At 68.3% G+C, this 13,786-nt stretch carries 11 protein-coding genes, 1 other RNA gene and 1 pseudogene; 9 read left to right on the top strand and 4 right to left on the bottom strand.

Annotation, left to right across the window (positions count from 1 at the left end):
- The 4 genes from AB7U92_RS09210 to AB7U92_RS09195 form a co-directional block, all read left to right on the top strand.
- Positions 1–1,646 (top strand): acetyl-CoA hydrolase/transferase C-terminal domain-containing protein (locus AB7U92_RS09210; RefSeq protein ID WP_428575888.1); only part of this gene is annotated, 1,646 nt, incomplete at its 5' end.
- A gap of 37 nt (positions 1,647–1,683) precedes the next feature.
- Positions 1,684–3,513 carry an ABC transporter transmembrane domain-containing protein gene (locus tag AB7U92_RS09205; protein ID WP_428575887.1) on the top strand — a complete coding sequence of 610 codons (1,830 nt, stop codon included), beginning with the start codon at positions 1,684–1,686 and terminating at the stop codon, positions 3,511–3,513.
- A 107-nt stretch (positions 3,514–3,620) separates the two neighbouring features.
- Positions 3,621–4,277, top strand: coding sequence for an OmpA family protein (locus tag AB7U92_RS09200; protein ID WP_428575886.1), 657 nt, complete (start codon positions 3,621–3,623; stop codon positions 4,275–4,277).
- Positions 4,278–4,301: 24 nt separating this feature from the next.
- Positions 4,302–5,126, top strand: coding sequence for a thymidylate synthase (locus AB7U92_RS09195; protein ID WP_428575885.1), 825 nt, complete (start codon positions 4,302–4,304; stop codon positions 5,124–5,126).
- A 14-nt stretch (positions 5,127–5,140) separates the two neighbouring features.
- Here AB7U92_RS09195 and ssrA read toward each other — a convergent pair.
- The 4 genes from ssrA to ompA form a co-directional block, all read right to left on the bottom strand.
- Positions 5,141–5,500, bottom strand: a transfer-messenger RNA (tmRNA) gene (gene ssrA, locus AB7U92_RS09190).
- A 13-nt stretch (positions 5,501–5,513) separates the two neighbouring features.
- Positions 5,514–6,179, bottom strand: coding sequence for a phosphoglycolate phosphatase (gene gph / locus AB7U92_RS09185; protein ID WP_428575884.1), 666 nt, complete (start codon positions 6,177–6,179; stop codon positions 5,514–5,516).
- Complete coding sequence (gene ubiG, locus AB7U92_RS09180) at positions 6,176–6,889, bottom strand: bifunctional 2-polyprenyl-6-hydroxyphenol methylase/3-demethylubiquinol 3-O-methyltransferase UbiG (protein ID WP_428575883.1); 714 nt, start codon at positions 6,887–6,889, stop codon at positions 6,176–6,178. Before ubiG ends, gph begins: the two co-directional genes overlap by 4 nt.
- A gap of 95 nt (positions 6,890–6,984) precedes the next feature.
- On the bottom strand, positions 6,985–7,650 hold the full coding sequence (gene ompA, locus AB7U92_RS09175; protein ID WP_428575882.1) for an outer membrane protein OmpA: 666 nt from the start codon (positions 7,648–7,650) through the stop codon (positions 6,985–6,987).
- A 278-nt stretch (positions 7,651–7,928) separates the two neighbouring features.
- On the opposite strand from ompA, the gene gyrA reads away from it, so the two are divergent.
- The 5 genes and pseudogenes from gyrA to AB7U92_RS09150 form a co-directional block, all read left to right on the top strand.
- The gene (gyrA, locus tag AB7U92_RS09170; RefSeq protein WP_428575881.1) at positions 7,929–10,538 is read left to right on the top strand and encodes a DNA gyrase subunit A; all 2,610 of its coding nucleotides are present in this window, start codon (positions 7,929–7,931) and stop codon (positions 10,536–10,538) included.
- Positions 10,538–11,119, top strand: a complete 582-nt coding sequence (locus AB7U92_RS09165; protein ID WP_428575880.1) for a DUF2059 domain-containing protein — start codon at positions 10,538–10,540, stop codon at positions 11,117–11,119. Before gyrA ends, AB7U92_RS09165 begins: the two co-directional genes overlap by 1 nt.
- Positions 11,120–11,140: 21 nt before the next feature.
- The gene (gene pheA, locus AB7U92_RS09160; protein ID WP_428575879.1) at positions 11,141–12,247 is read left to right on the top strand and encodes a prephenate dehydratase; all 1,107 of its coding nucleotides are present in this window, start codon (positions 11,141–11,143) and stop codon (positions 12,245–12,247) included.
- A 13-nt stretch (positions 12,248–12,260) separates the two neighbouring features.
- Positions 12,261–13,139 carry a prephenate dehydrogenase gene (locus AB7U92_RS09155; RefSeq protein ID WP_428575878.1) on the top strand — a complete coding sequence of 293 codons (879 nt, stop codon included), beginning with the start codon at positions 12,261–12,263 and terminating at the stop codon, positions 13,137–13,139.
- A gap of 37 nt (positions 13,140–13,176) precedes the next feature.
- A pseudogene (locus tag AB7U92_RS09150) lies at positions 13,177–13,786 on the top strand (bifunctional 3-phosphoshikimate 1-carboxyvinyltransferase/cytidylate kinase); the annotation flags it as partial.

Below are 13,786 nucleotides of genomic sequence, written 5' to 3'. Positions count from 1 at the left end.
GGCTGTCGCTGTCGAGCAACCCGGAGGTCACCTTCGAGGTGGTGGAGAAGCTTCGCTCGGTCGGGCAGCCGCTGCTGACCGTCGGGGTGATCAACCGCAAGATGCCCTTCATGCCCAACGGGGCCGAGGTCGCGCCGGCATTCTTCGACCTCGTCGTCACCGACCCCGCCGGCACGCACGCGGTGTTCGCCCCGCCGAACAACAAGATCAGCAGCGCCGACTACGCGATCGGCCTGCACGCCTCGAGCCTGGTGGCCGACGGCGGCACGCTGCAGATCGGCATCGGCTCGCTGGGCGACGCGATCGCCCAGGCACTGATCGTGCGCGACCGTCACGGCGACGAGTACCGCCGCATCCTCGAGTCGCTGTGCCCCGACGGTCTGGCCGGACGCGACCTCGGTCGCTTCGACCAGGGGCTGTACGGCTGCTCGGAGATGTTCGTCAACGGATTCCTCAAGTTGATCGAGGCCGGCATCATCCGCCGCGAAGTGTTCGCCGACGTGGCGCTGCAGCGCGCGCTCAACGACGGAGAGATCGACGAGGTGGTCACGCCGCGCATGCTGACCGTGCTGATGCGCCACGGCCGCATCCACTCGCCGCTGAGCGCCGGCGACGTCGCCTGGCTGCAGCACTGGGGCATCCTGAAGCCGGAGGTGCGGCTCGAAGGCGGGCAGCTGGTGCTCGAAGGCACGAAGCTGCCCAACGACCACGTCTCCGAGGCCAACCTTGCGCGCATCGGCGAAACGATGCTCGGCAGCCGCCTCACCCACGGCATCTTCATGACCGGCGGCTTCTTCCTCGGCCCGCGCGACTTCTACGAGCGGCTGCGCACCATGCCGCCGCAGGAGCTGGCGAAGATCGACATGACGCGCATCGACTTCATCAACCAGCTCTACTCCGAGGACGGTGGCCAGGGCGAGCTCAAGCGCGCGCAGCGGCGCCAGGCGCGTTTCATGAACACGACGATGATCGTCACGCTGCTCGGCGCCGCCTGCAGCGACGCGCTGGAGTCGGGCCAGGTGGTCAGTGGCGTGGGCGGGCAGTACAACTTCGTCGCCATGGCGCATGCGCTGCCCGATGCGCGGCTGCTGATGATGCTGCGCTCCACCCACGACAACAAGGACGGCCTGAAGAGCAGCATCGTCTGGAACTACGGCCACGTGACCATCCCGCGCCACCTGCGCGACATCGTCATCACCGAGTACGGCGTCGCCGACCTGCGCGGCCAGCCCGACAGCGAGGTGGTCAAGCGCCTGATTGCGGTGGCCGATTCGCGCTTCCAGGACGAACTGATCCGCGAGGCCAAGGCCCACGGCAAGCTCGAGGCCGGCTACGAGCTGCCCGAGCGCTACCGCCACAACCTGCCGGAGGCACTCGAAGCAAAGCTGCACCCCTGGGCCGAAGCCGGTCTGCTGCCCGACTTCCCCTTCGGCACCGACCTCACCGACGACGAGCTGCACATCGTGCGCGCGCTGAAGAAGCTCAAGCACGCTACCCACCACCCGGGCGAATTGCTGACCATGGCGATCAAGAGCCTGTGGGAAGGCAAGGAGGCGCCGCAGCCCTACCTCGAACGCCTCGGGCTGGCGGAGACGCACAGCTTCAAGGACGCCTTCGTGCGGCGGCTGCTGGCCAACAACCTTTGAAGGCGGCCGCGGCAGGCGGCTCGCCTAGACTCGCCGCATGGCCGCCACCGACACAGCCTCCGCCGCCCGCACCGATGCCCTGGCCGATGCCGCCGCACCCGCCTCGAAGCGGGTTCGCTCGCTGTCCGGCCTGGCGCCCTTCCTGCGGCCCTACAAGCGGCAGATCGCGCTGGCCGGCGTCTTCCTCGTGCTGGCGGCGCTGTCGACGCTGGCGTTGCCGGTCGCGCTGAAGTCGCTGATCGACCAGGGCCTCGTTGCGGCCGATCCGGGCGAGCGCATCATGGCGCTGCGCGGGCACTTCTTCGCGCTGTTCGCCGTCGGCGCGGCGCTCGGCCTGTTCTCGGCGGCGCGCTTCTACATGGTCACCTGGCTGGGTGAGCGCGTCACCGCCGACCTGCGCAACGCCGTCTACGCCCACGTGCTCAAGCAGAGCCCCGAGTTCTTCGAGACCACACAGACCGGCGAGGTGCTGTCGCGCCTGACCACCGACACGACGCTGGTGCAGACCGTGGTCGGTTCCAGCCTGAGCATGGGCCTGCGCAACACCGTGATGGGCATCGGTGCGATGGCGATGCTGATCGTCACCAACCCCTACGTGATGTCGCAGGTGCTGGGCACGCTGGTGCTGGTGGTGCTGCCCAGCCTGTGGCTGGGCCGCCGCGTGCGCAAGCTCAGCCGCGCCAGCCAGGACCGCGTGGCCGACTCCAGCGCCATCGCCGCCGAGGTGCTCAACGCGATTCCGGTGGTGCAGAGCTACGGCCAGGAACAGCGCGAAGCGCAACGCTTCGACGCCGCCACCGAGAACGCCTTCGAGACGGCACGGCGCCGCACGCGGGTGCGCTCGGCGCTGGTGGCCTTCATCATCACCGCCACGTTCGGCGCGCTGCTGTGGGGCCTGTACCAGGGTACGCAGGCGGTGCTCAAGGGCGACATGACGGCCGGCCACCTGGCGCAGACGGTGGTGTTCGTCACCATCCTCGTCAGCTCGGTGGCGGTGCTGTCGGAGGTCTATGGCGATCTGCTGCGCGCCGCCGGTGCCACCGAACGGCTGATGGAACTGCTGGCCACCACGTCGAAGATCGCTTCGCCGGCCCAGCCCCGCGAGCTGCCGCTGTCGCGCGGCGGCGCGGCTGTGGCGCTGCACGGGGTGACGTTCCGCTACCCTTCGCGTCCCAAGCATGCGGCGCTGGCGCAGTTCGACCTCGACGTCAAGCCGGGCGAGACGGTGGCGCTCGTCGGCCCGAGCGGCGCGGGCAAGAGCACGGTGTTCCAGCTGCTGCTGCGCTTCTACGACGCCAGCGAAGGTTCGATCACGATCGACGGCGTTCCGGTGCGCGAGGTGGCGCTGGAGACCCTGCGACAGCGCATCGGCATCGTGCCGCAGGACAGCGTGATCTTCTCGGCCAATGCGATGGAGAACATCCGCTACGGCCGGCCCGAGGCCAGCGACGACGAGGTCATCGCCGCCGCGAAGGCCGCCTTCGCGCACGACTTCGTCACCGCCTTGCCCGAGGGCTACCAGACCTTCCTCGGCGAACGCGGCGTGCGCCTGTCGGGCGGGCAGCGGCAGCGCATCAGCATCGCCCGCGCGATGCTGAAGAACCCGCCTCTGCTGCTGCTCGACGAAGCCACCAGCGCGCTGGACGCCGAGAGCGAACGCATGGTGCAGGCGGCGCTGGAATCCGCCATGAAGGACCGGACGACGCTGGTGATCGCCCACCGCCTGGCCACGGTGCAGCGCGCCGACCGCATCGTCGTGATGGAAGCCGGCCGCATCGTCGAGAGCGGTACCCATGCCCAGTTGTCGGAGGCAGGCGGGCTCTACGCGCGGCTGGCCGCGCTGCAGTTCGACCAGGATCAAGGTTGATACAGGCAGATACCGGCATGTGTCCACGCGTCGCGAACTCCGCGCGTTGGCTGGACTCGAAAGTGGGCGGTGCCTGCCGCATTCCGGAACCCCAGAAGGAGAACAGCATGAAGACGACCTCGATCCGCACCCCGGCCCTCACCGTACTTGCGGCAGCTGCGCTGCTGGCCGGCTGCGCCAACATGAGCGAGCGCGAGAAGGGCACGGCCACCGGCGCGGCGATCGGCGCGGTGGTGGGTGGCGTGCTGAGCTCGGCCACCGGCGGCAAGGCCGGCACCGGCGCGGTGGTCGGCGGCGCGGTGGGCGCCGTGGCGGGCAACCTCTGGTCCAAGCGCATGGAGGAGAAGCAGGCCGCGATGGAGCGAGCCACCCAGGGCACGGGCATCGAGGTGGCGCGCACGCCGCAGAACGAGCTCAAGGTCAACGTGCCGAGCGACTTCTCGTTCGACGTCGGCCGCTCGGCGATCAAGCCGCAGATGCGTCCGGTGCTCGACCAGTTCGCCCAAGGCCTCGACCCGGCCATGCGCGTGCGCATCGTCGGCCACACCGACAGCACGGGCAGCGACGCGATCAACAACCCGCTGTCGGTCGACCGTGCGCAGAGCGTGCGCGACTACCTGGCCGGCCGCGGCATCGCGCCGGCGCGCATCGAGACCGAGGGCCGCGGCTCGCGCGAGCCGGTGGCCGACAACGGCAGCGATGCCGGCCGGGCGCAGAACCGCCGGGTGGAAATCTTCCTGCGCGAGCCGGCGCCGCAAGGCTGATTCCGGCCTCCTAGAATCCGGGCGATGCACACGCCTGCCACGCCTCGCCCGGTTCGATCCCAGTACGAAGACTTCGTGCGCCATGTCTACACGCATGGCGTGACGAAGTCCGACCGCACCGGCACCGGCACGCGCAGCGTGTTCGGCCACCAGATGCGCTTCGACCTGCGCGAGGGCTTCCCGCTGGTGACCACCAAGAAGGTGCACCTGAAGTCCATCATCCTGGAGCTGCTGTGGTTCCTGCGCGGCGACTCGAACGCGAAGTGGCTGCAGGAGCGCGGCGTGACGATCTGGGACGAATGGGCGAAGCCGGATGGCGACCTCGGCCCCGTCTACGGCGTGCAGTGGCGCAGCTGGCCGACGCCCGACGGCGGCCACATCGACCAGATCGCCGAAGTGGTCAAGCAGCTGAAGTCCAACCCGGATTCGCGCCGCATCATCGTCAGCGCCTGGAACGTGGCCGACCTGCCGAAGATGGCGCTGATGCCCTGCCACGCCTTCTTCCAGTTCTACGTGGCCGAAGGCCGCCTGAGCTGCCAGCTCTACCAGCGCAGCGCCGACATCTTCCTCGGCGTGCCGTTCAACATCGCCAGCTACGCGCTGCTCACGCACATGCTGGCTCAACAGTGCGACCTCGAGGTCGGCGACTTCATCTGGACCGGCGGCGACTGCCACATCTACACCAACCACTTCGAGCAGGTGGAACTGCAGCTGTCGCGCGCGCCGCACCCGTATCCGGTGCTGTCGATCAAGCGCCGGCCGGAGTCGATCTTCGACTACGCGTACGAGGATTTCGAGGTGCTGGAGTACCAGCACCATCCGGCGATCAAGGCGCCGGTGGCGGTCTGAGCCGCCGGGTTGTGTGGTGGAGCTGGGGGGAATCGAACCCCCGTCCGCAAGCCATCGCTGGCCAGTTCTACATGCGTAGCCGTCTGATTTGAATCTCGCGGGTCAGGTCGCGCAGCGGCACGCTACCTCACCCGCCAGTCACTGGATCTCGCGCCGCACCGAGTGACCCGGTGCGATGCCAGCCGATGTGAATGACTTCTCAGCCCTTGCGGGCCCGGCCCATCGGCCAACCGTTGAGAAGCTCACCGGTGTTAAGCGGCGAGGGCGAAACGTTCGTCGTTCGCAGTTACTTTGTTCCAGTGGATTTACGAGCGAACTGGTGCTCGGCATGCCCTGAACCAACTCCGCACCCACGTCGAAGCCAGGTCAGCCCCTAAGAAACGTAGTTTAGGCCAGTCCGAGCAGCTTCAAGAGCTCGGGCGGAGATTCGATCACGTGGTGGGCGCCCCAGGCCTCGATGGACTCGCCTTCGCCGAGGTAGCCCCAGGCGGCGGCCACCGTCGCCATGCCCGCCGCACGGCCGGCCTGCACGTCGCGCAGGTCATCGCCGACATACACACACTGCTCCGCGACAACGCCAAGGCGCCGCGCCGCCTCCAGCAGCGGTGCCGGGTGCGGTTTCGAATGGGGCGTGGTGTCGCCGCAGACCAATGTGCCCGCCTCGTCGAGCAGCCCGAGCGCGCGCACCAGCGGCTCGGAGAATCGCGAGGCCTTGTTGGTGACGATGCCCCAGGCGCGCGCCTCCTGGTTCAGCGCATCGAGCACCGGCCGCATTGCGGCGAAGACGCGCGTCTCCAGCGTCATGCGGGCCTCGTAGCGCTGCAGGAACTCGTCGCGTAGTGTCTCGAACTCCGGGTGGCCCGGCTGCACGCCCAGCGCCCGGCCCAGCATGCCGCGCGCGCCGGAACCCACCATCGGCCGGAAGTGCTCGAGCGGCAGACGCGGCAGCCCGCGCGCCTCGCGCATATCGTTGCCGGCTCCGGCCAGATCCGGCGCGGAGTCGATCAGCGTGCCGTCCAGATCGAACAGCACCGCACGCACGGACAGCGTCATGCCGTCTTCCGGCAGGCGATCATGTAGTTGACGCTGGTGTCTGCCGAGAGCCAGTAGCGGCGCGTGAGCGGGTTGTACTCCAGCCCGCGCGTGGCACTCGCGTCCAGGCCGGCATCTCGGCACCAGCGCGTCAGTTCGCTCGGGCGGATGAAGCGGGCGTACTCGTGGGTGCCCTTGGGCAGGAGCTTGAGCACGTGCTCGGCGCCGACGATGGCGAACAGGAAGGACTTCGGGTTGCGATTGATGGTCGAGAAGAACACCCAGCCTCCGGGTTTGACCAGCGTGGCGCAGGCCCGCACGACCGACGACGGATCGGGCACGTGCTCGAGCATCTCCATGCAGGTCACGACGTCGAACGCGGCCGGCGACTCCGCTGCCAGGGCCTCGGCGGCCACCTCGCGGTAGCTCACCGACGGCGTGCCGGCTTCCATCGCGTGCAGCTGTGCCACCTTCAGCGGCTTGCTGGCCAGGTCGATGCCGAGCACGTTCGCGCCGCGCCGCGCCATCGCATCGGAGAGGATGCCGCCGCCGCAGCCCACGTCGAGCACACGCTTGCCGGGCAGCGGCACGAGCGCCGCGATCCAGTCCAGGCGCAGCGGGTTGATCTGGTGCAGCGGGCGGAACTCACTCTCGGGATCCCACCAGCGGTGAGCCAGTTCGCTGAACTTGGCGAGTTCCTGGGGATCGGCGTTGGTCGTCGTGGTGGTCATGGCGCAATCGTAGCGAAGGGCCGCACCACGCATGGCCAGCCCAGAAAGAAGAAACCCCGCCGAGGCGGGGTTTCGTTCTCAGAAGGACCCGAAGATCACTTCTTGGTGCGGGTACCGACGACCTCGATCTCGACGCGGCGGTTCTTCGCCTTGCCTTCCTTGGTCTTGTTGTCGGCCACGGGCTGCTTCTCGCCCTTGCCTTCGGTGTACACGCGGTTCTTCTCGACGCCCTTGCCCGTCAGGTAGTCCTTGACGGCCTCGGCGCGGCGCACCGACAGCTTCTGGTTGTAGGCGTCGGAGCCGTCGCTGTCGGTGTGGCCGACGGCGATGATGACTTCGAGGTTGATGCCGGCCATCTTGCTGACCAGGTCATCCAGCTTGGCCTTGCCCTCGGGCTTCAGCACGGCCTTGTTCGTGTCGAAGAAGGCGTCGGCAGCGAAGGTGACCTTCTCGCTGGTCGGGGCAGCCGGCGGAGCAGGCGGCTTGGCCGGGGCGGGCGCCGGGGCGGGCGCAGGCGCGGGCGCCGGAGCCGGGGCGGGAGCCGGGGCCGGCGCCTCCTTCTTCGGCGCGCCATCGCACTCTTCCTTGGCGGTGGCGGGGGTCCAGTTGGTATCGCGCCAGCACAGTTCGTTGGTGCCGTTCTTCCAGACGGTACCCGTGCTGTTCACCCAGTTGTCGACGGTCTGCGCAAACGCGCCAGAAGCCGAAGCAGCCAGGGCAGCGGTTGCGAAGAGCGAGGCCACCGTGTTCAGTTTCTTCATGATTCTCCTCTCGAGGGAATTAGCAGTTGGTCTGCAATGACGTCCGACCCGGGTTCGGATGGTGCTGGCAAACCCCCGTTGCGCGAGGGCTGACCACCGACGCGGGATTGTGCCATAGCGCTTTCGGCAGACGGGATTTTGGCCAGTGAGGCGGCACTCGTCCGGAGTGATGTTGCTCCGGTGCGACAAGCGGCGGCACTTACAATCGACTGTTTCGCATGGCGTCACGGCGCCGTGCTTGTCCTTGCGTCTCATCGAGCCCGCGCTCACCCCCTCGCATGACCCAGTTCGCCAAGGAAACCCTGCCCGTCAGCCTCGAAGAGGAAATGCGCCGGTCGTACCTCGATTACGCGATGAGCGTGATCGTGGGCCGCGCCCTCCCCGACGCTCGCGACGGCCTGAAGCCGGTGCACCGCCGCGTGCTGTACGCAATGTCGGAGCTGAACAACGACTGGAACCGGCCGTACAAGAAGAGCGCGCGCATCGTCGGCGACGTCATCGGCAAGTACCACCCGCACGGCGACCAGTCGGTCTACGACACCATCGTCCGCATGGCGCAGGACTTCTCGCTGCGCCACATGCTGGTCGACGGCCAGGGCAACTTCGGCTCGATCGACGGCGACAACGCCGCGGCGATGCGCTACACCGAGATCCGCCTGCACAAGATCGCGCACGAAATGCTGGCCGATCTCGAGAAGGAAACGGTCGACTTCGGGCCCAACTACGACGGCTCGGAGAAGGAGCCGCTGGTGCTGCCCACGCGGCTGCCCAATCTGCTGGTCAACGGCTCGGGCGGCATCGCGGTGGGCATGGCCACCAACATTCCGCCGCACAACCTCAACGAGGTGGTCGACGCCTGCCAGCACCTGCTGAAGAACCCCGAGGCCTCCATCGATGAATTGATGGAGATCATCCCGGCGCCCGACTTCCCCACCGCCGGGATCATCTATGGCCTGAATGGCGTGCGCGAGGGATACCGAACCGGCCGCGGCAAAGTGGTGATGCGCGCCAAGTGCCATTTCGAGGACATCGATCGCGGCCAGCGCCAGGCGATCATCGTCGACGAGATCCCCTACCAGGTGAACAAGAAGAACCTGCTCGAGCGCATCGCCGAGCTGGTTCACGAGAAGAAGATCGAGGGCATCAGCCACATCCAGGACGAGTCCGACAAGTCGGGCATGCGTGTGGTCATCGAGCTCAAGCGAGGCGAAGTTCCCGAGGTCGTGCTGAACAACCTGTACAAGCAGACGCAGCTGCAGGACACGTTCGGCATGAACATGGTGGCGCTGATCGACAACCAGCCCAAGCTCTGCAACCTCAAGGACCTGATCGAGATCTTCCTCGAGCACCGCCGCGAGGTGGTGACCCGCCGCACGGTGTTCGAACTGCGCAAGGCGCGCGAGCGCGGCCACGTGCTCGAAGGCCTGGCCGTGGCGCTGGCCAACATCGACGAGTTCATCGAGACGATCAAGAGCTCGCCGACGCCGCCGGTGGCGAAGACGGCGCTGATGAGCAAGAGCTGGGATTCCTCGCTGGTGCGCGAGATGCTCTCGCGCGTCGAGGGCCAGCGCGATGCCTACCGCCCGGAGGGCCTGCCGCGCCAGTACGGCCTGCAGCCCTATGGCCTGTACCGACTGTCGGACTACCAGGCCAGCGAGATCCTGCAGATGCGCCTGCAGCGCCTGACCGGCCTGGAGCAGGACAAGATCATCGGCGAGTACAAGGACGTGATGGCGCAGATCACCGACCTGCTCGACATCCTCGCCCGCCCCGAGCGCGTGACGACGATCATCGCGGAGGAACTCACCGCGCTGAAGCAGGAGTTCGGCCAGACCAAGATCGGCGCGCGCCGCAGCGTGATCGAGCACAACGCACAGGATCTCGGCACCGAGGACCTGATCACGCCCACCGACATGGTGGTGACGCTCTCGCACACCGGCTACATCAAGAGCCAGCCGCTGGGCGAATACCGCGCCCAGAAGCGCGGCGGGCGCGGCAAGCAGGCCACGGCGACGAAGGAAGACGACTGGATCGACCAGCTCTTCATCGCCAACACGCACGACTACATCCTGTGCTTCACCACCCGCGGCCGCGTCTACTGGCTGAAGGTGTGGGAGGTGCCCCAGGGCTCTCGCAACTCGCGCGGCAAGCCGATCGTCAACATGTTCCCGCTGCAGCCGGGCGAGAAGGTCAACGTGGTGCTGCCGCTGACTGGCGAGTTCCGCAGCTTCCCGGCCGACCACTACGTGTTCTTCGCCACCGCGCAGGGCACGGTGAAGAAGACCGCGCTCGACGAGTTCAGCAACCCGCGCAAGGCCGGCATCATCGCGGTCGACCTCGACGAGGGTGACTACCTGATCGGTGCCGCGCTGACCGACGGCAAGCACGACGTCATGCTGTTCAGCGACGGCGGCAAGGCGGTGCGCTTCGACGAGGACGACGTTCGTGCCATGGGCCGTGCCGCGCGCGGCGTGAAGGGCATGGCGCTGGAAGACGGCCAGAGCGTGATCGCCATGCTCGTCGCCGAGGACGAGACGCAGAGCGTGCTCACCGCGACAGAGAACGGCTACGGCAAGCGCACCTCGATCGTCGAGTACACCCGCCATGGCCGCGGCACCAAGGGCATGATCGCCATCCAGCAGAGCGAGCGCAACGGCAAGGTCGTCGCCGCCACGCTGGTGCGCGCCGACGACGAGATCATGCTGATCACCGACACGGGCGTGCTGGTGCGCACGCGCGTTTCGGAGATCCGCGAGCTCGGCCGGGCCACACAGGGCGTGACGCTGATCTCGCTGGACGCCGGCGCCAAGCTGATCGGCCTGCAGCGCATCGTCGAGAACGATGCCAACGATGGCGGCAATGAACCCGCGGGTTCGGAGGAGTCCTGATGCGTGCTCTCGTCATCGCGGCGCTGGTCGCCTGCGCCTCGGTGGCGCACGCACAGGGCAGCACGAAGAAGGAACTCGTCGCCAAGGTGCTGCAGCTCCAGCAGGCCAGCATCGAGGGCCTGGCACGCAACATCGTCGAGCGGCCGGCGGTGCAGATGATGCAATCGGCCGCCGCGGCCATGCAGGCGCAGGTGCCGCCGTCCAAGCGCGAGGCCGTGGCGAAATCGGTCGACGCGGACATCCGCAAGTTCGTCGAGGAAGCCACGCCGCTGCTCGCGGAGCGCGCCGTGAAGTTGGCGCCGGCCGTCTACGGCGTGCAGCTGGAGGAGAAGTTCAGCGAGGATGAACTGCGCCAGCTGGTGGCCTGGCTCGAATCGCCGGTGAACAAGAAGTTCCAGCAGCAGCTGCCCGAGCTGCAGAACAGCTTCATGCAGAAGCTCGTCGCCGAGGCCGTGCCGCTGCTCGACCCCAAGTTGCAGGCGCTGCAACGCAAGCTGCAGGCGACGCTCAACGTGGCGCCGCCCGCGGCCGCGTCGGCCCCGAAAGCCGCCCAGCCCGCGGCCAGGCCCGCCTCGAAGTGATGCGACAATTTGCGGCACGCCATGGCTGAATCCTCGACCGCGCCCCACCCCGATCTGCTGGCATTGCGCCACCAGATCGACGGCGTCGATCGCGAGTTGCTGGCGTTGCTCAATCGCCGGGCGGGGCTGGCGCTGAAGGTCGGCGAGTTGAAGAAGAAGGAAGGCTCGGTGGTGTTCCGCCCCGAGCGCGAGGCCCAGGTGATCGACGGCCTGAAGGCCGCCAACCCCGGCCCGCTGCGGTCGGAGAGCGTGGCTCCGATCTGGCGCGAGATCATGTCCGCATGCCGCGCACTGGAGACGCCCACCCGGGTCGCCTACCTCGGCCCGGCCGGCACGTTCAGCGAAGAGGCCGCGCTCGGTTTCTTCGGCTCCTCGATCGTCAAGGTGCCGTGCGCGAATTTCGACGAGGTGCTGCACAACACCGTGGCCGGCTCCGCCGACTTCGGCGTGGTGCCGGTCGAGAACTCCACCGAGGGCGTGGTCACCCGCTCGCTCGACCTGTTCCTGACGACGCCGCTGTTCATCATCGGCGAGACCAGCCTGCTGGTGCGGCACAACCTGCTGCGCCGCGACAACTCGCTCGAGGGCATCACGGCCGTCTGCGCGCACCCGCAGGCGCTGGCGCAATGCCATGGCTGGCTGTCGCTGCACCTGCCGCACGCCGAGCGCCGGCCGGTGGCGAGCAACGCCGAGGGCGCGCGGCTGGCGGCGGCCGATGTGTCGATTGCCGCCATCGCCAGCGAGCGCGCCGGCAGCGAGTTCGGCCTGCACGTGGTGTCGCCGGCGATCCAGGACGAAGCCCACAACCGCACCCGCTTCGCGATCCTCGCCCACCCCGACCGCCACCCGCGGCCGGCCGCCTCGGGCCACGACTGCACCAGTCTGGTGGTGTCGGTGGCCAACCGGCCGGGCGCGGTGCACGACATGCTCGTTCCGCTGAAGAAGCACGGCGTGTCGATGTCGCGGTTCGAGTCGCGCCCGGCCCGCTCGGGCCAGTGGGAGTACTACTTCTACATCGACCTGCAGGGCCATCCCGACCAGCCGCACGTGGCCGCGGCCATGCAGGAGCTTCGCGCCGTCTGCGCCTTCTTCAAGTTGCTGGGGACCTACCCCATCGACGTGCACTGACCCGGTTTCCAGGATGTTCAACCAGCTCGGCGTCATCGGTTGCGGTTTGATGGGCGGCTCGTTCGCCCTGGCGCTCAAGCGCGCCGGCCTCGTCAAGCGGGTGATCGGCTACAGCAAGTCGCCCTCGACCACCGAGAAGGCGCGCCAGCTCGGCGTGATCGACCAATCCGCCGAATCGGCCCTGCTGGCCGTCTCCGGCTCCGACATCGTGCTGATCGCCGTGCCGGTGGCCGCCACTGAAGCCACCTTCAAGGCCATCCGCCATCTCGTCGAGCCCGGCGTGCTGGTGATGGACGTCGGCTCGACCAAGCGTGACGTGGTCGACGCGGCGAGGCGCGTGCTCAAGGAGCGCGTGCCTTCGTTCGTGCCGGCCCATCCCATCGCCGGCAAGGAAGTGGCGGGCATCGCCCACGCCGACGCGGCGCTGTACAGCGGCCGCCAGGTCATCCTGACGCCGCTGCCGCAGACCACGCCCGAGCTGGTGCAGAAGGCCACTGACTGCTGGGCGGCCATCGGCGCGCAGGTGCTGCGCATGACGCCGGAGAACCACGACGCTGCCTTCGGCGCCGTTAGCCACCTGCCGCATCTGCTGGCCTTCGCCTATTTCAACGCGGTGACGCACCAGCCGGCGGGGCGCGACTTCCTCTCGCTGGCCGGCCCGGGCTTCCGCGACTTCACCCGCATCGCGGCCAGCGACCCCACCGTCTGGCGCGACATCCTGATGTCCAATCGCGAAGAGATCCTGAAGCAGACGCAGCGCTTCCGGCATGCCCTCGACGCGATGGAACACGTGATGAAGTCGGGCAATGCCGAGGCGCTCGAAGACCTGATCCGCAAGGCCTCGGAGGCCCGCGGCGGCTGGCACATGGGGGCGGGCAAGTCCAACCGCTGAGTCCCGCGGGCGCCGCACCGCGCCGCCTGCCGCGCCGATGTACACCACTCGATTCCTCGATCTCCCCGCCCTCGGCACCGCTGCCGGCACGGTGCGTCTGCCCGGCTCGAAGAGCATCTCCAACCGTGTGCTGCTGCTGGCCGGCCTGAGCGCCGGCACCACCGAGGTCCACGACCTGCTCGACTCCGACGACACGCAAGTGATGCTTGCCGCGCTGGAGCAATTGGGCTGCCGGCTCGAGCGTGACGGCGCCGTGCTGCGCGTCACCGGGCTGGGCGGGCGGCTGTCCACGCGGGAAGCGAAGCTCTTCCTCGGCAATGCCGGTACGGCGATGCGGCCGCTGACTGCCGCGCTCGCGCTGCTCGCGGCGACGCAGGGTGGCGACTTCACGCTCTCCGGCGTGCCGCGCATGCACGAGCGGCCGATCGGAGACCTGGTCGACGCGCTGCGTCAGCTCGGCTGCTCGGTCGACTGCACCGGCACCGACGGCTATCCGCCGCTGCGCCTGCGCGGCGCGCCCGGCGGGCGGGTGAACGCGCAGCGGCCGATCCGTGGGCGCGGCGACGTCTCCAGCCAGGTCCTCACTGCGCTGCTGCTGGCCGTGCCGCGGGTGGCGCAGGACCGCGACATCGGGGTCGAGGTCGACG

The sequence above is a fragment of the Piscinibacter sp. genome, from assembly GCF_050175855.1.
Taxonomy (GTDB): Bacteria; Pseudomonadota; Gammaproteobacteria; order Burkholderiales; family Burkholderiaceae_C; genus Piscinibacter.
The sequence above is the reverse complement of the archived record's forward strand: the minus strand, read 5'-3'. Positions and strand labels throughout refer to the sequence as shown.

Excerpts from the sequence above, each read along its gene's own strand:
- pheA (WP_428575879.1), top strand. The coding sequence starts at position 11,141 with ATGGCTGAATCCTCGACCGCGCCCCACCCCGATCTGCTGGCATTGCGC.
- ompA (WP_428575882.1), bottom strand. The coding sequence starts at position 7,650 with ATGAAGAAACTGAACACGGTGGCCTCGCTCTTCGCAACCGCTGCCCTG.
- gph (WP_428575884.1), bottom strand. The coding sequence starts at position 6,179 with ATGACGCTGTCCGTGCGTGCGGTGCTGTTCGATCTGGACGGCACGCTG.
- AB7U92_RS09200 (WP_428575886.1), top strand. The coding sequence starts at position 3,621 with ATGAAGACGACCTCGATCCGCACCCCGGCCCTCACCGTACTTGCGGCA.
- AB7U92_RS09195 (WP_428575885.1), top strand. The coding sequence starts at position 4,302 with ATGCACACGCCTGCCACGCCTCGCCCGGTTCGATCCCAGTACGAAGAC.
- gyrA (WP_428575881.1), top strand. The coding sequence starts at position 7,929 with ATGACCCAGTTCGCCAAGGAAACCCTGCCCGTCAGCCTCGAAGAGGAA.
- ubiG (WP_428575883.1), bottom strand. The coding sequence starts at position 6,889 with ATGACCACCACGACGACCAACGCCGATCCCCAGGAACTCGCCAAGTTC.
- AB7U92_RS09155 (WP_428575878.1), top strand. The coding sequence starts at position 12,261 with ATGTTCAACCAGCTCGGCGTCATCGGTTGCGGTTTGATGGGCGGCTCG.
- AB7U92_RS09165 (WP_428575880.1), top strand. The coding sequence starts at position 10,538 with ATGCGTGCTCTCGTCATCGCGGCGCTGGTCGCCTGCGCCTCGGTGGCG.
- AB7U92_RS09205 (WP_428575887.1), top strand. The coding sequence starts at position 1,684 with ATGGCCGCCACCGACACAGCCTCCGCCGCCCGCACCGATGCCCTGGCC.